The sequence below is a fragment of the Pseudorhodoplanes sp. genome, assembly GCF_035565795.1.
In the GTDB taxonomy this organism is placed as follows: Bacteria; Pseudomonadota; Alphaproteobacteria; order Rhizobiales; family Xanthobacteraceae; genus Pseudorhodoplanes.
The window spans coordinates 1-24823 of record NZ_DATMRV010000031.1 but is presented as its reverse complement, the minus strand read 5'-3'; the positions used below and the strand labels follow the sequence as shown (position 1 = coordinate 24823).

19 protein-coding genes are annotated in these 24823 nt (G+C 62.8%); 16 read left to right on the top strand and 3 right to left on the bottom strand.

Annotation, left to right across the window (positions count from 1 at the left end):
• Positions 1–273: 273 nt before the first annotated feature.
• A complete protein-coding gene (locus VNZ93_RS02885) occupies positions 274–2454 on the top strand; it encodes a methyl-accepting chemotaxis protein (RefSeq protein WP_325699804.1) in 2181 nt (726 codons plus the stop codon).
• Between the two features lie 159 nt (positions 2455–2613).
• Positions 2614–3615: an AraC family transcriptional regulator gene (locus VNZ93_RS02880; RefSeq protein WP_325699801.1), complete on the top strand. Its 1002-nt coding sequence runs from the start codon at positions 2614–2616 to the stop codon at positions 3613–3615.
• A 14-nt stretch (positions 3616–3629) separates the two neighbouring features.
• Here VNZ93_RS02880 and VNZ93_RS02875 read toward each other — a convergent pair whose 3' ends face one another.
• Positions 3630–4937, bottom strand: coding sequence for a phenylacetate--CoA ligase family protein (locus VNZ93_RS02875; RefSeq protein ID WP_325699799.1), 1308 nt, complete (start codon positions 4935–4937; stop codon positions 3630–3632).
• Between the two features lie 182 nt (positions 4938–5119).
• On the opposite strand from VNZ93_RS02875, the gene VNZ93_RS02870 reads away from it, so the two are divergent.
• The 4 genes from VNZ93_RS02870 (at position 5120) to VNZ93_RS02855 (ending at position 9749) form a co-directional block, all read left to right on the top strand.
• On the top strand, positions 5120–7483 hold the full coding sequence (locus VNZ93_RS02870) for a bifunctional salicylyl-CoA 5-hydroxylase/oxidoreductase (RefSeq protein WP_325699796.1): 2364 nt from the start codon (positions 5120–5122) through the stop codon (positions 7481–7483).
• Between the two features lie 98 nt (positions 7484–7581).
• On the top strand, positions 7582–8115 hold the full coding sequence (locus VNZ93_RS02865) for a phosphonopyruvate decarboxylase (protein WP_325699793.1): 534 nt from the start codon (positions 7582–7584) through the stop codon (positions 8113–8115).
• Positions 8116–8122: 7 nt separating this feature from the next.
• A complete protein-coding gene (locus tag VNZ93_RS02860; protein ID WP_325699790.1) occupies positions 8123–8701 on the top strand; it encodes a thiamine pyrophosphate-dependent enzyme in 579 nt (192 codons plus the stop codon).
• 73 nt (positions 8702–8774) lie between these two features.
• A complete protein-coding gene (locus tag VNZ93_RS02855) occupies positions 8775–9749 on the top strand; it encodes a tripartite tricarboxylate transporter substrate binding protein (protein ID WP_325699787.1) in 975 nt (324 codons plus the stop codon).
• A 15-nt stretch (positions 9750–9764) separates the two neighbouring features.
• On the opposite strand, the gene VNZ93_RS02850 is transcribed toward VNZ93_RS02855, so the two are convergent.
• Complete coding sequence (locus tag VNZ93_RS02850) at positions 9765–10532, bottom strand: SDR family NAD(P)-dependent oxidoreductase (RefSeq protein WP_325699785.1); 768 nt, start codon at positions 10530–10532, stop codon at positions 9765–9767.
• Between the two features lie 17 nt (positions 10533–10549).
• The gene (locus VNZ93_RS02845) at positions 10550–11596 is read right to left on the bottom strand and encodes an alpha/beta hydrolase (RefSeq protein ID WP_325699782.1); all 1047 of its coding nucleotides are present in this window, start codon (positions 11594–11596) and stop codon (positions 10550–10552) included.
• 219 nt (positions 11597–11815) lie between these two features.
• Between VNZ93_RS02845 and VNZ93_RS02840 the strand changes: the two genes are divergently transcribed.
• The 10 genes from VNZ93_RS02840 to VNZ93_RS02795 all read left to right on the top strand — a co-directional run bounded on the left by VNZ93_RS02840 (position 11816) and on the right by VNZ93_RS02795 (position 24706).
• Positions 11816–13264 (top strand): hypothetical protein, encoded by a 1449-nt coding sequence (locus VNZ93_RS02840; protein ID WP_325699779.1) that lies wholly within the window; start codon positions 11816–11818, stop codon positions 13262–13264.
• A gap of 66 nt (positions 13265–13330) precedes the next feature.
• A complete protein-coding gene (locus tag VNZ93_RS02835; RefSeq protein ID WP_325699776.1) occupies positions 13331–14212 on the top strand; it encodes a VOC family protein in 882 nt (293 codons plus the stop codon).
• Between the two features lie 269 nt (positions 14213–14481).
• Positions 14482–15492, top strand: coding sequence for a Bug family tripartite tricarboxylate transporter substrate binding protein (locus VNZ93_RS02830; RefSeq protein ID WP_414709958.1), 1011 nt, complete (start codon positions 14482–14484; stop codon positions 15490–15492).
• 61 nt (positions 15493–15553) lie between these two features.
• Positions 15554–16054, top strand: coding sequence for a tripartite tricarboxylate transporter TctB family protein (locus VNZ93_RS02825; RefSeq protein ID WP_325699773.1), 501 nt, complete (start codon positions 15554–15556; stop codon positions 16052–16054).
• Between the two features lie 44 nt (positions 16055–16098).
• Positions 16099–17598, top strand: a complete 1500-nt coding sequence (locus VNZ93_RS02820; RefSeq protein WP_325699770.1) for a tripartite tricarboxylate transporter permease — start codon at positions 16099–16101, stop codon at positions 17596–17598.
• 103 nt (positions 17599–17701) lie between these two features.
• The gene (locus VNZ93_RS02815; protein ID WP_325699767.1) at positions 17702–18442 is read left to right on the top strand and encodes a GntR family transcriptional regulator; all 741 of its coding nucleotides are present in this window, start codon (positions 17702–17704) and stop codon (positions 18440–18442) included.
• Between the two features lie 19 nt (positions 18443–18461).
• The gene (oxc, locus tag VNZ93_RS02810; RefSeq protein WP_325699764.1) at positions 18462–20186 is read left to right on the top strand and encodes an oxalyl-CoA decarboxylase; all 1725 of its coding nucleotides are present in this window, start codon (positions 18462–18464) and stop codon (positions 20184–20186) included.
• A 147-nt stretch (positions 20187–20333) separates the two neighbouring features.
• Positions 20334–21833: a formyl-CoA transferase gene (gene frc / locus VNZ93_RS02805; protein ID WP_325699761.1), complete on the top strand. Its 1500-nt coding sequence runs from the start codon at positions 20334–20336 to the stop codon at positions 21831–21833.
• Between the two features lie 150 nt (positions 21834–21983).
• Positions 21984–22910: a methionyl-tRNA formyltransferase gene (locus VNZ93_RS02800; RefSeq protein WP_325699759.1), complete on the top strand. Its 927-nt coding sequence runs from the start codon at positions 21984–21986 to the stop codon at positions 22908–22910.
• Positions 22911–23008: 98 nt separating this feature from the next.
• The gene (locus VNZ93_RS02795; protein ID WP_325699757.1) at positions 23009–24706 is read left to right on the top strand and encodes a formate--tetrahydrofolate ligase; all 1698 of its coding nucleotides are present in this window, start codon (positions 23009–23011) and stop codon (positions 24704–24706) included.
• Positions 24707–24823: the final 117 nt, after the last annotated feature.

The following is a 24823-nucleotide window of genomic DNA, read 5'->3' as shown; positions in this document are numbered from 1 at the left end:
CATTTTCGCGAGGGCTGAGCTTCGTTCGTGCCGAAAGCCATGTCGTGTGTTCATGGCTCGCGCTTACGTTTTACCGAACATAAACGCGCGCACTGATTTAGTCGGCGCAATGTGCGCAAATCGGACGGACAGGACTTTCTCACGGCGGCCGGGGAATATTGCGCTCGAAAGGTCTGAGCTTCTCAGGATCGTTTCGAGCCAGCCGAAGTGTCTTCTTCGCCGAAACTATCTTCCTGCATGGGACGCGCCGCCCGTGTCCTGAGAGAAGAATTAATGCTCTGGATCTCGAATCTGAATTCCCGCTTCAAGGTCAGCACGCGTATCGCTGCCGGGTATGTGGCGGTCCTCGCGCTTGTGGTCGTGGTCGCAGCCACCGGTTATCTCGGCCTTCAGGCCGCGCGTGAAAGCTTCGACAGCTTCACGCGGACCTCCGACAATGCGTCCCGCGGCTCGCAGGCCGATCGGGACTTCGTCGCTCTGCGCCTCAACATGATGATGTATTTCGACAAGGGCGAAGACCGGATCCTGACGCGGGTCCGCGAACTCGCTCAGTCCGTCCGCGACGGTTACACTTTCGTCGTAGAGAATTCAGTTTCGAAGCAGCGGCAGGACATGGCCAAGGCAATCCTAGGTCAGGTCGATGAGTATCTCGCGCTGTTCGAAGACATCGTCAAAATCCAGACCGCACTCCGGCGGACGATCGCCGACGAGACCACGCCGCTCGGCAATCGCCTGCACAGCGAACTGAAGCAGCTCATGCAGAGCGCGGTCGCGGAAAACGACCTGACGCTGGCATCGCTCGCCGGCCTCGCCACCGAGCAGTTCCTGTGGGGTCGGGTGAACGGCCTCCTGCACAATCAGACCCGTAACCCGAAACTCGAGGAAGCCGCGCGCGCGCAATTTGCGGCGATGGGCGAGACGCTGAAGAAGATCGGAGCCGCCGCGCGCACCGCCGAACGGCGCGAGAAGCTGCAGCAGATGAATGCGCTGGTCACGACCTACACCGCCGCCTTCGACTCGACGATGAAGCTGCTTGCGGACCATTCCCGCCTGCTTGCGGCTGAAAACAAGCTTTCGGTCGAAATGATCAAGAGCCGCGCAGACCTCAAGAAGAGCCAGGACGAGTCCCTCGCGGCGACCAGGACGGAGGGCGAAGCCAGCATCCAGACGACGATCGTGACGAGCATCGCGGTCACAGCGCTTGCCATCGTCATCGGTGTCCTGCTCTCCTGGCTGATCGCGCGCGGCATTACGCGCCCGATCCTCTCGCTGAACGGCGTCATGTCGGCGCTCGCACGCGGCAGGCTCGACAGTGAGGTGGCTGGCGCCGATCGCAAGGATGAAATCGGCGAGATGGCGCGCGCGGTTCTGGTGTTCCGCGACGCCGGCCTCGAAAAGCAGCGTCTGGAACAGGTCGCCGAACAGCAGCGGCTCGCGGCCGAGGCCGAGCGCGCACGCAACGAGGCGGCGCAGCAGGCAGCAGCCCGTCAGGTTGCGCAGGTGGTCGACGGGCTCGGTCGCGGGCTCGAGCGGCTCGCGCAAGGCGATCTGACCTATCGCGTGAACGAGGACTGGGCCGCGGACTATCTGAAGATCCGGGAGGACTTCAACGGCGCGATCGGCAAGTTGCAGGACACCATCCGCAACATCGCGATGTCCAGCCTCGAGGTTTCGAACGCCGCGGCGGAAATCTCGACGTCGACCACTGATCTCTCGCAACGTACCGAGGAGCAGGCGGCGAGCCTGGAGGAAACCTCGGCCTCGATGGAAGAGATCGCGGCGACGGTGAAGAAGAATGCCGAGAATGCGCAGCACGCCAACCAGCTTGCGCAGGGCACGCAGGAGATCGCCGGACGCGGCGGCGCCGTCGTCGCCGAGGCGGTCAATGCGATGGCGCGGATCGAGGAATCCTCGCGCAAGATTTCCGAGATCATTTCGGTGATCGACGAGATCGCGCGCCAGACCAATCTGCTCGCGCTCAACGCGGCGGTCGAGGCGGCGCGCGCGGGGGAGGCCGGTCGCGGCTTCGCGGTGGTGGCATCTGAAGTGCGCAGCCTCGCGCAGCGCTCGTCGCAGGCGGCCAAGGACATCAAGGACCTGATCGCCAGCTCCTCGGACGAAGTGAAGGAGGGTGTCGAACTGGTCAATCGCGCCGGGCAATCGCTCGAGGACATCCTGCGGTCGATCAAGGACGTCGCCGATATCGTGGCCGATATTGCGACGGCCAGCGCCGAACAGGCGACCGGCATCGATCAGGTCAACAAGGCGTTGACCCAGATGGACGAGGTGACGCAGCAGAACTCGGCGCTGGTCGAGGAAAATGCCTCGACGGCGAAGACGCTCGAAGACCAGCAAACGGCGATGGCAGAGCGCGTCGGCTATTTCCGCTTCGAGGCCGAAGCGCGCGCGGCGGAGGTGAACCAGCCCGCCATGCGTCGCCGGGCCGCCGCGTAACACGCAACGCCCAAACCTCGATCGACGCCAGCGGCCGGCTGGCTCGCTGGCGTCTTTCGTTTGGGCGGCAAGTGGCCAAGATTTTCGCAAGCGCGCCCGTTACGGAACAGGCGGCCTCGCGTATAATGAGGCAGTCACTAATGTTTCCGGGGCATCGCGATGTCTGGCCTCGCAGCTTCGCCCGTACCGCGGGCGTTTGCGGAGTTTGAGACGCAGAAGGTCGGCGCTGCGCGTCGCTACATGAGCGACGTCTTCCGGTCGCATGACCTTGTCTTGCCGCGGGAGGAGCAGGCTCTGCGCATGCGGCACGAGGCGGTGAAGGCCGGGCACGTGTCGTTGCACTGGCTGAAATACGGTGCGCCGGTCACCATGACGGCGCCGGAGATGGGGCGCTTCTATCTGTTCCAGTTCGTGCTGGGCGGCTCATGCGAGATCCGCCATCGCGGCCAGACGCGGCTCGTCGGCGGCGGCAAGAGTTATGTCGTGCATCCGTCGGAGCCTCTGGCCAAGACCTGGGACAGCGATTGCCGTCAGCTCATCGTGAAAGTCGACCGCGATCGCTTCGAGCGCTTCGCCTCGCGCGAGATCGGCATCGATGTCGAAGGCAGGCTGGATTTCGATTTCGATATCGTCTCGGTCGATCTCGGACCTCGCACCATGATCGAGATGGCCCGCGCCGTGCGGGAGGACGCCGCCGATGCGCGAAACGGACTGTCGCATCCGCGCGTGAGCTCGCATCTCGATGCCACGATGATGGCGCTGATGCTTGCGTCCTTCCCGCACCGGTTCAGCGAGCGCTATGACCGCGCCGCGGAGCCCTGCGCACCGTACTATGTCCATCGCGCGGAAGATTATATCCGCGCGCATCTGCGCGAACCGATTTCGATCGAGGATCTTGTTGCGGCCTCGGATGTGAGCATACGCTCGCTGTTCAGCGGCTTCCGTCGCTTCCGCGGGGTTGCGCCGATGGCCTACGTGAAGGCTCTGCGGCTCGAGCTTGCGCATGAAGAATTATTGCGCGCAGACCCGGCCGAGCGATCGGTTACGGAAGTCGCGATGGCCTGCGGCTTCACCCACATGAGCAAGTTCGCGCGCGATTTTGCGGCGCGGTTCGGCGAACGCCCCGGTTCGGTGCTGGGGCGGGGGCACGTGCGGCGCTAGCCGTACGCCCGGCCCTAGGTCCGCTTGTCCACGAACCGAGGCGCCTTGATGCTGCGTTCAAACTCCGCGGCGAGGGTGCCGAGCGGCAGCACTTCGACATTTGGCGTCACTTCGAAGGTGCGCTTGATCAGGGCTTCCACCTCGCTGCATACGTCGTCATCGTCCGCGCCGCGCTTCACCTCGATGAGGAGCCGCATCGCCTCGCGCCCGGTGCCGTCCTCCGTCACCAGCACCACCTGGAAATCATTGACCTGCGGCTGGCTGAACATCGTGTCTTCGAAATCGGCGTGATTCATGTTGACGCCGCGCAGCTTGAAAAAGCCGGTGGTGCGGTTGGCGTGCCGGATCATCGGAAACAGCTCGGCCCATTGGCCCGTGCCTTTGGAGTGTTCGATGTAATGCACGATGTCGCCGGAATTCCATCGCAGGAACGGCGTCGCGTGATTGGTCCAGAGCGGCGTGACGCAGAGCGTGCCGACCTCACCCTCGCGAACGGCGATTCCGGTCTCGGCATCCACCACTTCGATGAAGAACATGTCGGTCCAGATATGGATGCCGTCATGCACGTCGTTCTCCGCGCCCATCAGCCCCGCTTCGCTCATGCCGAATACGTCATAGACCTTGGCGCCCCACATGCGCCCGATCTTGTCGCGTTTGGCCTGCGACAGCGTTTCGGCAGAGCACACAACCTTCTTCACGGTCGAGGCTGTCAGGTCGATGCCCTTGGCTTCCGCGAGATTGGCGAGATGCAGCGCAAAGCTCGACATGCCGATGAACACGGTCGGCTTCAGCGACTCGATGAGGCCGAGCTGCGCCTCCGATGGCACCGCATTGCCGGCGCCGACCCAGTTCATGCCGACATCGAACCAGTGCGCCGCGCGTGCCCAGACCTGGCCGGCGGGGTGGATGCCGATCGGAAATGACATATGCACGAGGTCGCCCTTGCCGATGCCCATGCATGGAAAGGAGCGGCCCCAAGTCAGCAGTCCGTAGGTCACGTCGTCCGATGTGCGCGGATAGAAGACCGGCTTCCCGGTGGAGCCGCCCGAACGCCAATATTCGGCGATTTCGGTCTGCGGCACCGCGCAGAACTGTTCCATGAAGCTCGCGTGATCGAAAGTGCGCAGCACGTCCTTGTCGAGGATCGGGATCGTCTGCCAGACCTCCGGGTCGTCCAGCCGGTCCGGATTGATGTGATCGAGCTTGCCGCGATACCAGGGCAGCTTGCGGGCGCGCTCGAAGGCGACGCGCTTACGCTGACTCTGGATTGCCGCGATTTCCGCGCGGGATGTTGGCAAGGGCAGCGGAAGCGGTTGTGGCATGGGTCACCCGATTGAAAGGCCCGGTCGCCCCAGTGTCGGACCGTCTGCCATAGTACGCTATCCCAAGGCTGCAAGCACTGGCCCGGAACTGCAGGAAATTGCGCGCCCGGGCGGGTGTGCCGATGACAGTCGCGCCGTTTGCGTGAAAATAGCGCCGCAATGATAGTTGGAGCGATGCAAGCATGACCCAACCGCTCAAGATTTCCGTGGTCGGCGGCGGGCCTGGCGGTCTTTATTTCGCGATCCTGATGAAGAAGGCCGATCCGCGCCACGCGATCACGGTCTATGAGCGCAACCGCACTGACGACACTTTCGGTTTCGGCGTGGTGTTCTCGGACGAAACGCTCGACAATATTCAGAATGCGGACCCGGAAACCTTCGACGCCATCGCGAAGAATTTTGTCTATTGGGGCGAGATCGACATCCGTGTGCGCGGTCGGGTGATCCGGTCGGATGGTCACGGCTTTTGCGGCCTCGAGCGCAGGACGCTCCTGATGCTGCTGCAGGAGCGCGCCCGCGCGCTGGGCGTCGAGCTGAAATTCCAGACCGAGATTCCGGACGTCGCGTCATTGCCGGACAGCGACCTGATCGTTGCGGCCGACGGCATCAACAGCGCAATCCGAGCGAAGTTTGCCGATCATTTCAAGCCGAGCTTCGACTGGCGCAAGAACAAGTTCGCCTGGTGTGGCACCACGAAGTCATTCCCGGCCTTCACCTTCGATTTCCGTGAGAACGAGCACGGCATCTGGATTCTCGGCGCGTATCAATACAAGCCGGGCATGAGCACGCTGGTGCCGGAATGCGACGAGGAGACCTGGCTGCGTGCCGGCCTCGACAAGGCGGATGAGGCGCAAACGGTCGCCTATCTCGAACGCACCTTCGCCGATCTGCTCGACGGCCATCCCGTGCTGAGCAACCGTTCGGTCTGGCGCAATTTCCCGATGATCAAGAACGAGCGCTGGTATCGTGACAATATCGTGCTGATCGGCGATGCGCTGCATACCGCGCATTACTCGATCGGTTCCGGCACCAAGCTCGCGATGGAGGATTCCATCGCGCTCGCTGGCTCATTCGCAGCAAAGCAGAGCGTTGCCGATGCGCTTGCCCATTACGAGACCACGCGCCGCGAGGAGGTGGAAAAAACCCAGCACGCAGCAGATGTGAGCCTCGTCTGGTTCGAGAAGCCGCGCCGCTTCTGGAAGCTCGAGCCGATGCAGCTTGCGTTTTCGCTGCTGTCGCGATCGAAGCAGATCACCTACGACAATCTGCGGCGGCGCGACCCGGAATTCGGCGCCGAGGTGGACCGGTGGTGGGCCGGCAAGGTGCGGAGCGAACTGAACTTCGACGTGCCGACCAACAATCCGCTGCCGCCGATGTTCACGCCGTTCCGCATTGGCAATATGACCGTGCAGAACCGCGTCGTGGTGTCGCCGATGAACATGTACTCGGCGGAGCCGGGCAACATCCCGGGCGACTTCCATCTCGTGCATCTCGGCAAGATGGCGCAGGGCGGCGCGGGCCTCGTCTTCGCCGAAATGACATCGGTGAGCGAGGACGCCCGCATCACGCCGGGCTGTCCCGGCATCTATACGCCGGAACAGGTGAAGGCGTGGACGCGGATCTGCAATTTCGTGCATGCCAACAGCGAAGCGAAATTCTGCCTGCAGATCGGACATGCGGGACGCAAGGGCTCGACCCGGCTCGGCTGGGAAGGCATGGACCAGCCGCTCATCGAGGGCAACTGGCCGATCGTGTCCGCTTCGCCCCTCAGGTACCGGAAGGACAGTGCGCTGCCGACCGAGATCAGTCGCGCCGGAATGACGGCCGTACGAGAGTCGTTCGTGCGGGCCGCGCGTCACGCGCATCAGGCCGGTTTCGACATGATCGAACTGCATATGGCGCACGGCTATCTGCTTTCGAGCTTCATCTCGCCGCTGACCAATCAGCGCAGCGATGGATACGGCGGCAGTCTCGACAATCGCATGCGCTACCCGCTCGAAGTGTTCGATGCGGTGCGCGAGGCGTGGCCTGCGGACAAGCCGATGTCGGTGCGTATATCGGCGAGCGACTGGGTGCCGGGCCGTGGCCTTGATATCGACGACGCGATCGAGATCACGAGGATGCTGAAGGCGCGCGGCCTTGACATCATCGACGTGTCGGCTGGACAAACATCTATCGAAGCGCGGCCGGTCTATGGACGCATGTTCCAGACGCCGTTCTCGGATGCGATCCGCAGCGAAGTGCAGATGCCGACGATTACAGTCGGCAACATCACGACAGCGGATCAGGTCAATACCATCGTTGCAGCCGGGCGTGCCGACCTTGTGGCGCTCGCGCGTCCGCATCTGGTCAATCCGAATTTCACGCTCGCGGCGTCCGCATATTACGGATGTGATATTCAGAAATGGCCGGATCCTTATCTCGCCGGCAAGGATCAGGCATTTCGTCTGACCGAGCGTGACAATGCAGAAATGGCGCAATTGCGCGAACAGGCGAGGGCGCCGATCACACAGCGCAGAGCGGCCTTTCTGGCATCGCGCGGCTGAAGACCGCAGGTGTTTGATACGCCAGACCCGATCTCGCCGGCTATTGCGAAATCTGCTAACGCGTTCTCCGTTGCCGGTGCAACGGAGGTCTGAAGAGCGTGAGTGCGGTTTCGATGGTGAAGACGGAAGGCGGCTGGCGCGATGAGGTCTGGTCGCATTTCATGCGCGAGCAGATCGAGCTGTTCGCGTATCTGCCGGATGGCGGCCTCGATTTCCTGATCCGCCGGCTGTATGCGGAAACGCCCGACCGCGCCGTCATGCTGACGACGGAAGAGGAAGGCGTCGGCGTCTGCTCCGGCGCCTGGCTCGGCGGCAAGCGCAGCGTGATGGCCATCCAGAGCAGCGGCGTCGGCAATTGCATCAATGCATTCTCGCTCGTCACCAATTGCCGCTTTCCGCTGTTCCTGCTGGTCAGCATGCGCGGCGAATTCGGTGAGGGAAATCCCTGGCAGATCCCGATGGGCTCCATCACCGGCGAGACCCTGAAACTGGCAGGCTTCCACGTGTTCAGCGCCACGCGCGAAGACGAGGCCGGCGCACTGATCGCAGGCGGTCTGACGATGGCGTTCCGGTCGGAGGCGCCGGTTGCCGTGCTGCTGTCGCAGCGCCTTCTCGGCGCGAAGGTGATGTGAGGCGGCCATGGCAGAAGCATTGAAGCGCCGTGAGGTCGTGGCGGCATTGATGTCCGGCATCGAGGACGAACTTATCGTCTGCGGCCTGGGCTCACCCATTTCCGACGTGATGTCGGTTCGCGACCGGCCGTTGAATTTTTATCTGATGGGGGCGATGGGCCTTGCGACGTCGGTCGGGCTTGGCCTTGCGCTGGCGCAGCCCGAGCGGTCGGTGATCGTGATCACCGGCGATGCCGAGCTGATGATGAATTCCGGCGCGCTTGCGACCATCGGCGTCAGGAAGCCGCGCAATCTGTCCGTAGTCGTGCTCGACAACGAACGCTTCGGTGAAACCGGAGAGCAGATCAGCCACACGTCGGCGGGCGTAGACATTGCCGGCATCGCGATTGCGAGCGGCTTTGGCGAAGCCGAAACCGTGCGCGACAAGGATCAGATCGAAAGCGTGCGCCAGCGTATGGTCGCGCGGACAGGTCCCTATCTCGCCGTCGTGAAGATCAAGGCCGAACGCAGCCCCGTGGTGATGCCGCCGAAAAGCGGGGTGATCCTCAAGTCACGCTTCCGGCAGGCGCTGCTCGGACAATATTAGCGGGCCGATCGTCCGCCGCAGAATACATACAAGAATCGCAGAAGCGATCGAAGGGAAATCAGGGAGGTGTTCAATGGTGTTGCGTCGTCTTTCCATCGTGCTTGCGGCGGCTGCTTCGCTCGCTGCAAGCGCATTGCCGTCCGTGGCCGACAATTTTCCATCCCGTCCGGTGACCATCATCGCGCCGTGGCCTCCCGGCGCCGGCGTCGATACCATGGCGCGCATCCTGCAGACGAAGTTCTCGGAAGCGCTCGGCCAGCCGGTGGTGATCGAGAACAAGCCGGGCAGCGCCGGTAATATCGGAGCTGCGACGGCGCTGCGCGCCGCACCCGATGGCTATACGCTCATGCTTACCGTCAACGCGACGGTGGTGATGAATCCGTTCCTCTACAAGAGCTTCCCGTTCGATCCGGCCAAGGACATGGTCGGCATCAGCCGGCTGACCGAGACCTATATGGCGCTCGCGGTGCCGGCATCGTCGCCGATCAAGTCGATTCCGGATCTTGTCGCGGAAGCCAAGAAACAGCCGGGCAAGCTCAGCTACGGAAGTGCGGGCCATGGCTCGGGCCATCACATCGCCGGCGAAACGCTCAACAAGGTGGCGGGCGTGGAGATCCAGCATGTGCCGTTCGTCGGCACGGCCGCGGCTGTCACCAATGTCGTCGGCGGCCATGTGTCGATGACCTACGCGACGTTGCCGACGATCGTGTCCTTCGTCGAGAACGGGCAGTTGCGGATCATCGGCATGGCGGAGGATACGCGGGTCAAGAGCATGCCGAATGTTCCGACCATCGCGGAGACGGTGCCGGGTGTTTCGACATCGACCTGGTACGGTTTGTTCGCGCCGGCCGGAACGCCGAAGCCGGTCATCGACCGTCTCTACAAGGCGGTGCGCTTCGCGCTCGACGATCCGGACACACAGAAGAAGCTGGAGAAGGCAGGCTTTACACTGGTCGGTTCGACGCCGGAAGAACTCGATGCGCGGGTCAAGCGCGATCTCGCTTATTGGGGCAAGACCATTCCCGGCGTCGGCATCGAGCCGCGATAGGACACCACGCGGCGGTCAGATCATCATCTGGCCGCCGTTCACGTGGATCACCTGACCTGAAACAAAGCCGCCGCCTTCGCCCGCGAGGAAAAGGCAGGCTTCCGCAATATCGTCGGGTGTACCAAGGCGCCGGACCGGAATCTCGGCGCTCAGCTTTTCCGTGTCGATATGCTTGTACTGCGACCAGTCGCGGGCCGTATCGATCATGCCCGGCGCGACCGTGTTTGCCGTGATGCCGTCCGGGCCGAATTCGCGCGCGATCGCCTTGCTGAGGCCATGCAGCCCGAGCTTCGCAGAGACGCTATGCGCGCGATGCGTCACATGCGCGAAGAAGCCGGAAAACCCGGAGATGTTGATGATGCGGCCGAAGCGCCGCTCGCGCATCATCGGGATGGTGTGGCGGGCGAGATAGAACGGAGCGGACAGGTTGGTGCGAAGCACGTCGTCCCAGTCCTCCGGCGTGATATCGAGAAACGCGGCATAGGGCCGCTTGCCGACATTCGAAACCGCAATGTCGACGTGTCCGTAGGTCTCCTTCGCCAGTGCGACCATGCAGGCGATTTCATCGTCACGCGAGACGTCCGCGAGGCAGGCGATCGCCTCGCCGCCATTGCTCCTGATCTCGTTCACCACGGCATCGAGAGCGGATTGATCGCGGTGGCCGTTGATCACGACGCGTGCGCCAGCGGCTGCGAACGAGATGGCGATGGCGCGACCGATATTGCGACCGGACCCGGTCACGATGGCGACGCGGCCTGCGAGAGGCTTCAGTTCACTGGACACTTCGGGGAGCTTTCTGACTATTGATGGAATTCCGGCAACCGATTCAGGATGTCGGCAATCGGATCGACAGTCCATGCCTGGGTGACATAGTCGCGGTGGGAATCCTCGGCATGTCCGGGAATGAACACCACGCTGCCCGGCCTGATCGTCCCGTCGAGCGATTTCGATATCTTGATGCCCTTGTCCGCGAGATCGCGTTGAAGTTCAAGATTGCGCGCGCGGGTCGAGCCGAGATAGCCGCTGATGAAGAAGCCGCGCCGGTTCGACAGAATCCATTTTTCGAAATGCTCCAGTTCGCCGTAGAGCGAATCCATCAGCACGATGCCGCGCAGCCGATCCTTGATCTGGCCGAGCCGCAACGCCCAGGCGGTCGGCACGAAGCCGCCGCTATAGCTGACAAAGATGATCGGCAGCTTGAAGAAGGTGCGAACGGATTTGGGCTGTCCGAGCATCAGCGCGAATTGCTCGGCCGCTTCGCTCATGAACTCGTCGAAGAAGCCGGGCTCCCAGAACGCGCCGGGCGCGGAATCCGCGGCGTTGACCGCAAACTGCGGCGCCACCACGACGGCATTTGCATCCGACCGCGTGATCTGCGCTGCGACCTGCTGGCGGTCGCGCACATCGCGGTCGATCCTGGCGCCGTGGCCGTGGAAGAACACCACGATCACCGCGGGCTTGCGAATGTCGAAACCCTTCGGGATGTGCAGCAGAACCCGCGGATCGGTGTAGGTCTCGTTTTCCCAATAGACTTGCCCGCGCGCTCCGCGCCGGCCGAAGCGGCCATCGTAGAACACGTTGAAGAAGGGCTGGCCGGTGATCGGGTTTTTCCCGTCATAGGGGAACGGCGAAGACTCGAATTCCACGAGCTGGGTCTTGCCGGGGAATGTGCCCGTGCGCGGCCGCGAGACCCGGACTTCCGGCCGCGGACGGGGCAGCGGGATGACCATATTTTCGGCACCCGTCGCATGCGCGGTCGCGATGATGCCGCGATCAGGCGTCATGGTGCATAACGCCGCCACGATTGCGGCAAATCCTGTCAATGCGTTCAGGCCCTTGGCTCTCACGCATGGCTCCGAGGCTTCACGGGCGGGTCGCCCGATACGGGACTCTTTAAGAAGTTGGGGTATCCCAACGCTGGACGAATCGAAACAAACCGGGCACCCCCTAGGATCGAATCACGACCGGAACATGGTCACGGGCTTAATGATAGACCCGCCGCCGAGCCCGTGGGTAAACGCTTCCCCGGATTGCATGTCGTTTCCGAGCACAGGCACTCAATCAAAATGCTGTATTTCAAGCGGTTTCTGACTGTGGCGGTCGCGGCCGCCGTCCTCGCGGCCGTGACGCCTGCCGCTCAGGCGCAGTTCTGGTTTTTCGGTGATCCCCCGAGCCGCAGGCCGCCGTCCCGCCCGGTGCCGCCGCGCGAGGCTCCCGCGCGCGAGGCTCCGGCCCCGCTGCCCGCGCAGGCATTCGTCCCCGCGCCCTACGCCGAAAAGGCCACGATCAACGATACCGCCCGGTTCCTCGCCGGCCTGCCGATAGAAAATGCGGCGCTCGAACAGGTGATGCGCGATCCCTCCTGGCAGAGCCACGCCGCGTCCTTCAACAATTCCTGGCGGCAACTCGATACGCAGCGCCTCTCCAAGATCCGCGCCTGGTCCGCAGCCAACATCAAGGACCGCGCCGGTGTGCCGCTCTTCTACATGTTCAGCGGTCCGGACTTTCTCTACGCCAATGCTTTCTATCCGGACGCCTCGACCTACATCCTGAGCGGACTGGAGCCGGTCGGCCGCATCCCGGTCATCAACGACTACTCCCGTCGCGCGCTCGGCAACCTGCGCCAGTCGATGGCGTCTTCGATCTCGCTCAGCTTCTTCATCACGAAGAACATGAAGCATCAGCTGCGCGAGACCGCGCTGTCCGGAACGCTGCCGATCCTGATGGTCTATATCTCGCGTGCCGGAAAGACGATCGACGACGTGACGCTTGTCAGCCTCAGCCCGGATGGCACGGTGACGCCGGTCGAAAGCGGCGCCGCGCCGCGTGGCGTGCAGGGCGTCAAGATCACCTTCCATGACACCGGCAAGCCGAAGCAGACGCTCTATTACTTCTCGACCGACGTTTCGGATTCCGGCGTGAAGAATTCCGGCTTCCTGAAATTCGTCGACTCGTTCGGCAGGGGCGACGCGATGTTCAAGGCCGCGTCGTATCTCCCGCATAGCGGCAACTTCTCGCAGGTCCGCGACTTCATCATCGAGAAGGCCGACTATGTCGTGCAGGACGATTCCGGAATTCCGCTCGCGTACTTCAAGCGCGATCAATGGAATTTCTATCCGTTTGGCCGCTACCTCGGTCCGATCGCGATCTTCCCGGGCCGCCATCAGAGCCAGCTCGCCGAACTGTATCATCGCGGGCCGGCCAAGCCGATTGACTGGGGCATGGGCTATCGCTGGCGGACAAATGAATCCAACGTCCTGCTGGCGGTGCGCAAGGATGTCGGGACCCGGCAGCAATTGCGGCCGGCGATCTCTGAAGCGCCGGCGGGGAAGCCGCAACCGGCAGACGCTGCGGGGCCAGCGACCACGGCCACGACACCGGTAGCGCCTGCGACGCCAGTGAAGGTCGAAGCGTCGGCAACGCCTGCAGAGCCCCGGCCCGTTCCGCCGGCCGAGATTCAAGCGAAGCCGTCGACGCCGACAGACGCGGCGCAACAGCCGACCACCTCGCAATAGGCGCAGGCTCTTTTATCGGTCCGATGCGGATGGCATGATCGCGCGCCAGAAGCGCGCGAGGCCAGTATGACGCATCTCATTCGCCAGATGGGCTATGTCGTGATCGCGACGCCGGATCCGGACGGGTCCGCGCGCGATCTCGCCGACATGACCGGCGTGCGGATCAGCCGTAGCGCGAGCGATGCGACCTATGTGTCGTCGAACGCGCGCTTCTGCGATGTGGCTTATTTGCGCGAGAACCGCCGGGGTATCCGCGCAGTCGGTCTTGAGGCGATGGACGAAGGTGTGGTCGATGAAGTCTACCGGCGCGCCAAGTCGGAAGGTCTGACGATTCTCGCGGATACGCCGCTGCTGCCCAAGGTGAAGCGGGCCGTACGCTTTGCGACGCCGTTCGGTCCGATCTTCGAGGTGCATACGCCGATTGCGCGCGACGACCTGCCGCCCGCCTCGACCAACGGCAAGCGCGTGCGCCGGCTCGAGCATGTCAATCTGCGGGCGACGGATCCGAAAGGCTTCCACGATCTTGTCACGCGGCTGCTCGGAATGAAGCTGTCGGATCGTACCACGAATTACGAGCGCGCCTGGTATCGTTGCGCCGACGGCTTTCATCACACATTCGCCTGCGGTCCCGGCAACGGAATGCATCACTACGCATTCGATGCCCACGGGCTCTACGACCTTGCCGGCGTTGCCGATGCTTTGGTTGCGAAAGGGCGCAGCCTGTTGTGGGGCATCGGCCGGCACGGGCCGGGCAACAATCTGTTTTCGTATTATCTTGATCCGAATGGTTGCGTGGTCGAGGTGTCGTTCGGACTTGAGCGCATCGACAACGACGAGATCTATGAGCCCGGCAACTGGGAGTTCAACTCCGCGAGCAACGTGCTCGATCGCTGGGGCTCGCAGCCGCCGGAGGCTTACGGCAAGGCGCTCACGCCATTCGTGATGTGAACGATCGCGCAGCGCGATTGTGCCTTGCAATGTGATCTTGTTGCGCTGCGATACAAAAAAATTGTGCCGCGCCGCTCTGAAGATCTGACGTTACGTCGACGTTATTATGAATAATTCGCTTTTCAAACTTGGTTCGATATGCCTACCCTGTAGCTCTACAGGTGAAGGTGGGCAAAGCGAATTTGTCGCATGGATGCCGACCGCACTTGTGGCAACGCTAGCGAAGCCGGCACAAGACTGGCTCGGTTCAATGGATGGGAGAGACGCTTATGAGATCTATGAAGGCGCGTTTTGCACTCGGCGCATTTGCGGCCCTGTGTGCGGGTAGCATTGCGCTACCGGCCCACGCGGCATGGGAGCCGACCCGTCCGGTGGAATTCATTATCCCCGCCGGCACCGGCGGCGGCGCCGACCAGATGGCGCGCGCGATCCAGGGGATCGTGACCAAGCACAATCTGATGAAGCAGCCGATGGTCGTGATCAACAAGGCCGGCGGTGCAGGCGGCGAAGGCTTCCTCGATGTGAAGTCCTCGGCCGGCAATCCGCACAAGATCATCATCACGCTTTCGAACCTGTTCACCACGCCGCTTGCCACGGGCATTCCCTTCAGCTGGAAGGATCTGACCCCGGTCGCAATGCTGGCGCTCGACGAATTCGTGCTCTGGGTGAATGCCGACAAGCCGTACAAGAACGTAAAGGAATTCGTCGAGGCGCTGAAGAAGGCGCCGGCCGGTTCCATGAAGATGGGCGGCACCGGCTCCAAGCAGGAAGACCAGATCATCACCGTGGCGGTCGAGAAGGCCACTGGTGCGAAGATGACCTACATTCCGTTCAAGGGCGGCGGCGAGGTGGCCGTGCAGCTCGTCGGCAATCACGTCGACTCAACCGTGAACAATCCGATCGAGGCAGTCGCACAATGGCGTGGCGGCAAGCTGCGCCCGCTGTGCGTCTTTGACGCCAAGCCGCTCGATTACAAGGACAAGGTCACCGCCGACATGGCCTGGGGCGATATCCCGACCTGCAAGTCGCAGGGCCTCGACATGGAATATCTGATGCTGCGCGGCATCTTCATGTCGCCCAAGGCCACCAAGGAGCAGGTCGACTATTACGTCGAGCTGTTCAAGAAGGTGCGTGAGACTCCCGAGTGGAAGGATCTCATGAAGAACGGCGCGTTCAACACGACCTTTATGTCCGGCGACGACTACGCCAAGTGGGTCGCGAAGGAAGAAGATCGGCATCGTTCGCTGATGAAAGAAGCCGGCTTCCTCGCCGGAAACTGATCCCGACAAAAGCCGGCGTCCGGTGGGACGCCGGCCTTTTTTTGACCCTTCCGAGGTTATTATGAATACACAAGAGTCGAGCAACTCCGGTCCGTCACATAAGGTTGTCGAGATCGGCGTTGCGCTGGCGGTCGTCGTCTTCGGCTTGATCGTTCTCCTGGGCAGCATCAGCGCCGGCATCGGGTGGGGGTCTGAGGGCCCGCGGGCGGGCTTCTTCCCGTTCTATATCGGGCTCTCGATCGTGATCTCTGGCGCCGTAAACCTCTGGAATGCGATGCGGCCCGATGCGCCCGGCGGCATCTTCGCGGAATGGGGGCAGCTCCGGCAGGTGCTCCTGGTCGTAATCCCGGCGACGATCTACGCGGTCGCGGTCGGTTACATCGGCATATACGTCTCATCCGCGATCTTCATCGCGTGGTTCATGCGCTGGCTCGGGAAGTACGGCTGGCCGACAGTCGCATCCGTGGCCATCGGCATGCCGCTGATCGTCTATTTCGTCTTCGAGAAGTGGTTCCTGGTCGCGCTGCCCAAGGGCCCGATTGAGCAGTGGCTCAATCTGTGACCGTGCACGTGTCGTCATAAAGGGTTGGTTTCGGGGCATCGACGATGGAAGAATTCACAAACCTGTTCCACGGCTTCGCAGTCACGCTTCAGCCGTTCAACATCATGGTGATGGTGATCGGCATCGTGCTCGGCATCCTCATCGGCGTGTTGCCGGGGTTGGGAGGCGCAAACGGCGTCGCCATTCTGCTTCCGCTGACATTCAGCATGTCGCCCACATCGGCGATCATTATGCTGACATGTATCTACTGGGGCGCGCTGTTCGGCGGCGCCATCACATCGATTCTATTCAACATACCAGGCGAGCCATGGTCGGTTGCGACCACGTTCGACGGGCATCCGATGGCGCAGCAGGGCAAGGCCGGCGAGGCTTTGACCGCGGCGTTCACATCGTCATTCATTGGAGCGCTGTTCGCGGTCATCATGATCACGCTTGTCGCGCCGCTGGTTGCGAGTTTCGCGCTCAGATTTGGGCCGGCGGAGAAATTCGCGGTCTATTTCCTGGCCTTCTGCAGCTTTGTCGGTCTGAGCAAGGAGCCGCCTTTCAAGACGATTGCCTCGATGATGATCGGCTTTGCGCTGGCCGCGGTCGGTCTCGACGCCATCACCGGGCAGCTGCGTCTGACATTCGGCTTCACTGAACTTCTGAACGGCTTCGACTTCCTGATCGCGGTCATCGGTCTGTTCGGTATCGGCGAAATCCTGCTTACGATGGAAGAGGGTCTCAACTTCCGCGGCGGCAAGGCCAAGATCGACCTCAAGGTCGTGCTCCGCACCTGGATGAGCCTGCCGCGCTACTGGATGACCTCGCTGCGCTCCTGCATCATCGGCTGCTGGATGGGCATCACGCCTGCCGGCGCCACACCGGCCTCGTTCATGAGCTACGGCATCGCCAAGCGCGTCTCCAAGAACGGCCGCAACTTCGGCAAGGGCGAGATCGAGGGCGTGGTGGCGCCTGAAACAGCGGCACATGCCGCGGGTACCGCAGCGCTCCTGCCGATGCTGTCGCTCGGCGTGCCCGGCTCGCCGACGGCGGCCGTTCTGCTCGGTGGCCTTCTGATCTGGGGTCTGCAACCCGGACCGATGCTGTTCGTCGAACAGAAAGAGTTCGTCTGGGGCCTGATCGCCTCGATGTATCTCGGCAACCTCGTCGGCCTCATCATCGTGCTGACCTGCGTGCCGGTGCTGGCTGCGATCCTGCGGATCCCGTTCAGCATCATCGCGCCGATCATTCTCGTGCTGTGCGCGATCGGCGCCTACACCGTGAACAACAACGTCTTCGACGTCATCATGATGATGGTGTTCGGCGTGCTCGGTTACGTCATGAAGAAATGCAACTACCCGTTGGCGCCGCTGGTGCTCGCGCTGGTGCTGGGCAAGATGGCGGAAGAATCCTTCCGGCAATCGCTGCTGTCCTCCCAGGGCAATCTCGGGGTCTTTTTCTCGAACGGCCTCGTGTCGAGCATCATGGTGCTCGGGCTGATCGCCCTGTTCTGGTCGGTGATTCAGGAAGGCTACACGCGGCTGCGCGCCAGGCCGGCCTGAATTGGCCGGCTTGGGGCGGTGAAAACCCCCGCGTCTGACGTGTGAGACCATTGAGCCGGGCTTTGGAATATTGTATTCCAGAGCCCGGAAAACCGGTGAAGGAATGAATTCTGATACGACGAAGGTCTCAGGGTCGAGCTCCCGCCCACGGGCGGAGGGTGAGGCTCATCGGCTCGCGATCGAGCCGATCGACACCTCGTTCAGTTTCAAGAACAAGGCTTACGCGGCGCTGAAGAATGTCATCGTGTCGATGGACATCTACCGCAGCCGCGCCGACATCCGGCTCGACGAGCGTCAGCTCGCGCAGGATTTCGGAATCAGCCGCACACCTGTCCGCGAGGCGATGGCTCAACTCGAGCGCGAGGGATTCGTGCGCTCGGTGCCGCGCCGCGGCGTCTATGTCGTGCGCAAGACCAAGAAAGAGGTGATCGAGTTGATCACCGCCTGGGCCGCGCTTGAAGGCATGGCGGCCCGTCTGATCACTCAAAAGACCGACGCCGATGTCGGTTCGCTGCGGGACATGTTCGCCACCTTCGTCGACGGCGAATTGCGCGCGCATCTTGACGAATATTCCGAGGTCAATATCGAGTTCCACCAGAGCATCATCCGCATGAGCGGAAACTCGGTGCTGATCGATCTCGCCGAGAACCTGTTCACGCATATGCGGATGATCCGTCGCAAGACGATCGTCGAACGCGATCGCGTCGATCGTTCGATCCGCGATCACATGAACATCATTCAGGCGCTGGAGGCGCGCGAAACCGAGCGCGCCGAAACCCTGGTGCGGGACCACGCGCTTGGCCTTGCCGAGCATGTGGCCCAATACGCCGATTATCTGGATTAAGTACGAGGAGAGTTGATCTATGGCCGAAGCGGTCGCCATGAAACCGGATGCCGAACAGGAACTGACAGACGGTTTCAATCTCATCATCGACGCCCTGAAGCTGAACGGGCTCGATACCATCTATGGCGTGCCGGGCATTCCGATTACGGATTTCGGTCGTATGGCGCAGGCTGCGGGCATCCGCGTGCTGTCATTCCGCCACGAGCAGAATGCCGGCTATGCCGCCTCGATCGCAGGCTTCCTGACCAAGAAGCCGGGCGTCTGCCTCACCGTGTCGGCGCCGGGCTTCCTCAACGGCCTGACCGCGCTCGCGCATGCGACCACCAACTGCTTCCCGATGATCCTGATCTCCGGCTCGTCCGAGCGCGAGATCGTCGACCTGCAGCAGGGCGACTACGAGGAAATGGATCAGCTCGCGATCGCGAAGCCCCTCTGCAAGGCGGCGTATCGCGTCCTGCATGCCGAGGACATCGGCATCGGTCTTGCGCGTGCGATCCGTTCGGCGGTCTCGGGACGTCCCGGCGGTGTCTATCTCGACCTGCCGGCGAAGCTGTTCGGCCAGGTGATCGACGCCGAGAAGGGCCGCAAGTCGCTCGTGAAAGTGATCGACGCCGCCCCGGCGCAGATCCCGGCGCCTGAAGCCGTGAAGCGCGCACTCGACGTGCTGAAATCGGCGAAGAAGCCGCTGATCATCCTCGGCAAGGGCGCGGCCTATGCGCAGGCCGACGATCAGATCCGTCAGTTCGTCGAGAAGAGCGGCGCGCCGTTCCTGCCGATGAGCATGGGCAAGGGCCTGCTGCCGGATACGCATCCGCAATGCGCCGGTGCGGCGCGTTCGACGGTGCTGAAGGACAGCGATGTCGTGATGCTGATCGGCGCACGGCTGAACTGGCTCCTCTCGCACGGCAAGGGCAAGGCCTGGGGCGACGCGCCGAAGAAGTTCATCCAGATCGACATCGAGCCGAAGGAGATGGACTCCAACGTCGAGATCGCGGCCCCGGTGGTCGGCGATATCGGCTCCTGCGTCTCGGCGATGCTCGCCGGCATGGGCGCCAACTGGCCGGCGCCGCCGGCAGACTGGCTTGCCGCCGTCAGCAAGAAGCGTGACGAGAACATCGCCAAGATGGCGCCGAAGCTGATGAACAACAACTCGCCGATGGATTACCACGGCGCGCTGGGCGTGCTTCGCACCATCATCAAGGAGCGGCCGGACGCGATCCTGGTCAACGAAGGCGCCAACACTCTCGACCTCGCACGCGGCATCATCGACATGTACAAGCCGCGCAAGCGCATCGACGTCGGCACCTGGGGCGTCATGGGCATCGGCATGGGTTATGCGATCGCGGCCGCTGTCGAAACCGGCAAGCCGGTCCTCGCGATCGAGGGCGACTCGGCGTTCGGCTTTTCCGGCATGGAGATCGAGACCATCTGCCGATACAAGCTGCCGGTCTGCGTCGTCGTGTTCAACAATGACGGCATTTATCGCGGCACCGACGTCAACACCGCGAGCTCGGATCCCGCCACCACGGTGTTCGTGAAGGGTGCGCGCTACGACAAGATGGCCGAGGCATTCGGCGGCGTCGGGATCAACGCGACGTCTCCTGACGAATTGCGGCGCGCGGTCAACGAAGCGATGGATTCGGGCAAGCCGACGCTCATCAATGCGGTGATCGATCCGCAGGCGGGCAGCGAGTCCGGCCGTATCGGCAACCTCAATCCGCAGAGTGCGCTGAAGAAGAAATGACGCAAGGCGTCATCCCGGATTCGGCGCATCGTGCAACGGTGCGCCGCTGATCCGGGATCGACATGGACATGAAACGGGCCCGGTTCTGCAGCGCACCGCTTCGCGCTGCGCAGCGCCCGGGACGCGAGCGACGAAGGAGAGACATTGATGGCGAAGAAGAGCAAGAAGCCCGCTAAGGCGCGCAAGCCCGCCAAGGCTGGCGGAAAGTCCCGCGCGAAGCCCGCGGCGAAGAAGCCGGCGACCAAGCGCTCGTCAGCAAAGGTCGTGAAGCTTCCCGCCAGGAAGGCCGCCAAGAAAACTGCAACGAACGGCAAGGCTGCGAAGTCGGCACTGCCGGCGCCTTCGAAGAAGCCGTTCGGTCAGGCCGGCAAGGCGCTCGACGGCGTTCGCATTCTCGACTTCACGCATGTGCAGTCGGGTCCGACCTGCACCCAGCTGCTCGCCTGGTTCGGCGCGGACGTGATCAAGGTCGAACGGCCCGGCGTCGGCGACATCACCCGCGGCCAGCTGGTCGATGTGAAGGGCGCGGATTCGCTCTACTTCACCATGCTCAACCACAACAAGCGCTCGATCACGATCGACTCCAAGCATCCGCAGGGCAAGCGCGTCCTGAACGAGCTGATCAAGAAGTGCGACGTGCTGGTCGAGAATTTCGCGCCGGGCGCGCTCGATCGCATGGGCCTGACCTGGGAGCACATCCACAAGCTGAACCCGCGCATGATCGTCGCCTCGGTGAAGGGCTTCGGCCCCGGACCATACGAGGACTGCAAGGTCTACGAGAACGTGGCGCAGTGCACCGGCGGCGCGGCCTCGACCACCGGATTCCGCGACGGCGTTCCGCTCGTGACAGGCGCCCAGATCGGCGACAGCGGCACCGGCCTGCATCTCGCGCTCGGCATTGTCGCTGCGCTCTATCAGCGTAACCGCACCGGCCGCGGCCAGCGCGTGCTCGCCGCCATGCAGGACGGCGTGCTCAACCTCTGCCGCGTCAAGCTGCGCGACCAGCAGCGTCTCGCCGCCGGTCCGCTCACGGAATACAGCCAGTATGGCGAGGGCGTGCCGTTCGGCGACGCTGTGCCGCGCGCCGGCAACGATTCGGGTGGCGGCCAGCCCGGCCGCATCCTCAAGTGCAAGGGATGGGAAACCGACCCGAACGCCTACATCTACTTCATCACCCAAGCGCCGGTCTGGGGCGCGATCTGCGACGTGATCGGAGAGCCGACCTGGAAGACCGATCCGGAATACGCGACGCCAAAGGCGCGGCTGACGAAGCTCAACCAGATCTTCGAGCGCATCGAGCAGTGGACCATGACCAAGACCAAGTTCGAGGCCATGGATATCCTCAATAAATACGACATCCCCTGCGGTCCGATCCTGTCGATGAAGGAGATCGCGGAAGACGAGTCGTTGCGCAAGACCGGCACCGTGGTCGAAGTCGATCATCCGGTGCGCGGCAAGTATCTGACCGTCGGCAATCCGATCAAGCTGTCGGACTCGATCTCCGAGGTGAAGCGTTCGCCGCTGCTTGGCGAGCACACCGACGAAATCCTGTCGAAGGTGCTGGGCTTCGACAAGAAGACCGTCGCCGAGATCAAGGGCTCGGGCGCTCTGTCCGCGCCGGAGAAGGAAGGCAAGGCGGCGGCTTGACCGGTCCCGTGTCCCGTCCGCGGCGCAGCGTGCAACGGTGCGCCGCGGGGCGGGACGCATAACGAGTGGTTACAAAGGTCCCGTTCTGCATCGCACCGCTTCGCTTGTGTTGCGACGTGCCGGGATACGATGACGAAGTAGGGGAAACGAATGCGTATCGTGGTCCACGGCCAGCAGGCCTTCGGCAAGGCCGTGCTCGAAGCGCTGCTGAAGCGCGGCGAGAATGTCATCGGCGTGTATGTCGCGCCGGAAAAGCCGGGTGCGAAAGCCGACCCGCTGAAGGAAGCGGCGCTCGCCGCCAAGCTTCCGGTCTATCAGCCGACGTCCTACAAGGACCCGGCAGTCTGGGAAGAGTTCAAGGCACTGAAGCCCGATCTTCAGGTGATGGCGTTCGTCACGCTGTTCGTGCCGGAAGAATTCCTCAACATCCCGACGCACGGTTCGATCCAGTATCATCCCTCGCTGCTGCCGCTTTATCGCGGCGCTTCGGCGATCAACTGGCCGATCATCAAGGGCGAGAAGGAAACCGGGCTTTCGATCTTCTGGCCGGATAACGGTCTCGATACCGGCGACATCCTCATTCAGAAGACCACGCCAATCTCGGACAAGGACACGCTCGGCAGTGTCTATTTCGATCGCCTGTTCCCGATGGGCGTCGAGGCGATGCTGGAATCGGTCGACCTCGTGAAGGCCGGCAAGGCACCGCGCATCAAGCAGGATCACTCCAAGGCGACCTACGAAGGCATCTGCGGTCCCGGCAACGCGCATATCGATTTCGGCAAGCCGTGGGAGCAGATCGACCGGCTGATCCGCGGCTGCAATCCCGCGCCCGGCGCGTGGGCTACGATCAACGGCGCGAAGCTGAAAATCTTCGAGGCGACACCGCTGCCCGCGCGCGATCCCAAGGGGATTGCCGGCAAGATCGGCGAAGTCGTCGTCGTCGATGCGGACAGCGTCACCGTCGCTTGCGCCGACGGACGCATCAAGATCACGCGCGTGCAAGCCGATGGGCCGAAAGTGGGCGCGGGAGAATGGGCAGCGGCCGCGAAAATCGAAAAGGGCGCGCGCTTTACATGAGTTTGTCTCTACGTCATTCCGGAGCGCAAAAGTGGCGAACCGCTGCGCTCGCCCCGGTATGACGAGTTTACAGTTTCCCTCCTGACGGATCAGCAACCATGCCCGCCTCACAACATCAGAAGCCGCTTTCCGATATTGAGATTGCCCAGGCCGCCAAGATGCGGCCGATCGTCGAGGTCGCGAAGGAGCGGCTCGGCATCGACGCCAAGAACCTCGAACCGTACGGCCACTACAAGGCCAAGGTGTCGCTGGACTACATCAAGTCGCTCTCCGGCAAGAAGGACGGCAAGCTGATCCTCGTCACCGCGATCTCGCCGACGCCGGCGGGCGAAGGCAAGACCACGACCACGGTCGGTCTCACCGACGCGCTGAACTTCATCGGCAAGAAGGCGATGTGCGCGCTGCGCGAGCCCTCGCTCGGTCCATGCTTCGGCGTGAAGGGCGGCGCGGCCGGCGGTGGTTATGCGCAGGTCGTCCCGATGGAAGACATCAACCTGCACTTCACCGGCGACTTCCACGCCATCACCTCGGCGCACAATCTGCTCGCTGCGCTGATCGACAACCACATCTACTGGGGCAATGCGACCGGCATGGACTCGCGCCGCGTTGCATGGCGCCGGGTGCTCGACATGAACGACCGCGCCCTGCGCGAGATCGTCTGCTCGCTCGGTGGCGTCGCCAACGGCTATCCGCGTGAAGCCGGCTTCGACATCACGGTGGCGTCGGAAGTGATGGCGATCTTCTGTCTCGCCAAGGACCTCAACGACCTCAAGACCCGCCTCGGCAACATCATCATCGGCTATACCCGCGACCGCAAGCCGATCCGCGCGCGCGAGGTGAAGGCCGACGGTGCGATGACCGCTCTCCTGAAGGATGCGATCGCGCCGAACATGGTGCAGACGCTGGAAGGAACGCCCGCCTTCATCCATGGCGGCCCGTTCGCCAACATCGCGCATGGCTGCAACTCGGTTTCGGCCACCACGGCCGCGCTGAAGCTGGCCGATTACGTCGTCACCGAAGCGGGCTTCGGCGCCGATCTCGGCGCAGAGAAGTTCCTCGACATCAAGTGCCGCAAGGCCGGCCTGAAGCCGGATTGCGTGGTGATCGTCGCCACGATCCGTGCGCTCAAGATGCATGGCGGCGTCAAGAAAGAGGACCTCAAGAAGGAAGACCTGAAGGCGCTCGAAGCCGGCATGTCGAACCTGAAGCGGCACATCGAGAACATCCAGAAGTTCGGTCTGCCGGCGGTGGTCTCGATCAATCGTTTCTCGGCCGATACCGACGCCGAAATCAAACTGGTGAAGGAGAAGTGCGCGGCGCTCGGCGTCGAGGCGCTGATGGCCGATCACTGGGCGATGGGCGGCGAAGGTGCAGCGGATGTGGCGAAGGCCGTCGTCAAGATCTGTGACGAGGGCAAGGCCGACCTGAAGCTGCTCTATCCCGACGACATGCCGCTGTTCGAGAAGATCCGCACCATCGCCAAGGAAATCTACCGCGCCGATGATGCGACCGCCGACAAGTCGGTGAAGGATCAGCTCAAGGCCTGGGAAGAGATGGGCTTCGGCAATCTGCCGGTCTGCATCGCCAAGACGCAGTATTCTTTCTCGACCAATCCGGACGCGAAGGGCGCGCCCACGGGCTTCAACATCCCGGTGCGCGAAGTGCGGCTCTCGGCCGGTGCGGAATTCATCGTGGCGATCTGCGGTGAGATCATGACCATGCCGGGCCTGCCCAAGGTGCCGTCGGCGGATTCGATCGACGTGAATGCCGAAGGCAAGATCGTCGGATTGTTCTGAGAGCGAAAATCAAGCGGCTCCAGAGCGCACGTGAATCAGAAGGGGTGGCCGCTGGGCCACCCCTTTTCTGTTGGCGCAGAGCACACGTCCGATCGCAGACGCCGCTAGTGCAGGTGC

Excerpts from the sequence above, each read along its gene's own strand:
- VNZ93_RS02870 (WP_325699796.1), top strand. The coding sequence starts at position 5,120 with ATGACCCAACCGCTCAAGATTTCCGTGGTCGGCGGCGGGCCTGGCGGT.
- VNZ93_RS02795 (WP_325699757.1), top strand. The coding sequence starts at position 23,009 with ATGCCCGCCTCACAACATCAGAAGCCGCTTTCCGATATTGAGATTGCC.
- VNZ93_RS02800 (WP_325699759.1), top strand. The coding sequence starts at position 21,984 with ATGCGTATCGTGGTCCACGGCCAGCAGGCCTTCGGCAAGGCCGTGCTC.
- VNZ93_RS02825 (WP_325699773.1), top strand. The coding sequence starts at position 15,554 with ATGAATACACAAGAGTCGAGCAACTCCGGTCCGTCACATAAGGTTGTC.
- VNZ93_RS02855 (WP_325699787.1), top strand. The coding sequence starts at position 8,775 with ATGGTGTTGCGTCGTCTTTCCATCGTGCTTGCGGCGGCTGCTTCGCTC.
- VNZ93_RS02830 (WP_414709958.1), top strand. The coding sequence starts at position 14,482 with ATGAGATCTATGAAGGCGCGTTTTGCACTCGGCGCATTTGCGGCCCTG.
- VNZ93_RS02815 (WP_325699767.1), top strand. The coding sequence starts at position 17,702 with ATGAATTCTGATACGACGAAGGTCTCAGGGTCGAGCTCCCGCCCACGG.
- VNZ93_RS02835 (WP_325699776.1), top strand. The coding sequence starts at position 13,331 with ATGACGCATCTCATTCGCCAGATGGGCTATGTCGTGATCGCGACGCCG.
- VNZ93_RS02860 (WP_325699790.1), top strand. The coding sequence starts at position 8,123 with ATGGCAGAAGCATTGAAGCGCCGTGAGGTCGTGGCGGCATTGATGTCC.
- VNZ93_RS02840 (WP_325699779.1), top strand. The coding sequence starts at position 11,816 with ATGCTGTATTTCAAGCGGTTTCTGACTGTGGCGGTCGCGGCCGCCGTC.
- VNZ93_RS02820 (WP_325699770.1), top strand. The coding sequence starts at position 16,099 with ATGGAAGAATTCACAAACCTGTTCCACGGCTTCGCAGTCACGCTTCAG.
- oxc (WP_325699764.1), top strand. The coding sequence starts at position 18,462 with ATGGCCGAAGCGGTCGCCATGAAACCGGATGCCGAACAGGAACTGACA.
- frc (WP_325699761.1), top strand. The coding sequence starts at position 20,334 with ATGGCGAAGAAGAGCAAGAAGCCCGCTAAGGCGCGCAAGCCCGCCAAG.
- VNZ93_RS02875 (WP_325699799.1), bottom strand. The coding sequence starts at position 4,937 with ATGCCACAACCGCTTCCGCTGCCCTTGCCAACATCCCGCGCGGAAATC.
- VNZ93_RS02880 (WP_325699801.1), top strand. The coding sequence starts at position 2,614 with ATGTCTGGCCTCGCAGCTTCGCCCGTACCGCGGGCGTTTGCGGAGTTT.
- VNZ93_RS02885 (WP_325699804.1), top strand. The coding sequence starts at position 274 with ATGCTCTGGATCTCGAATCTGAATTCCCGCTTCAAGGTCAGCACGCGT.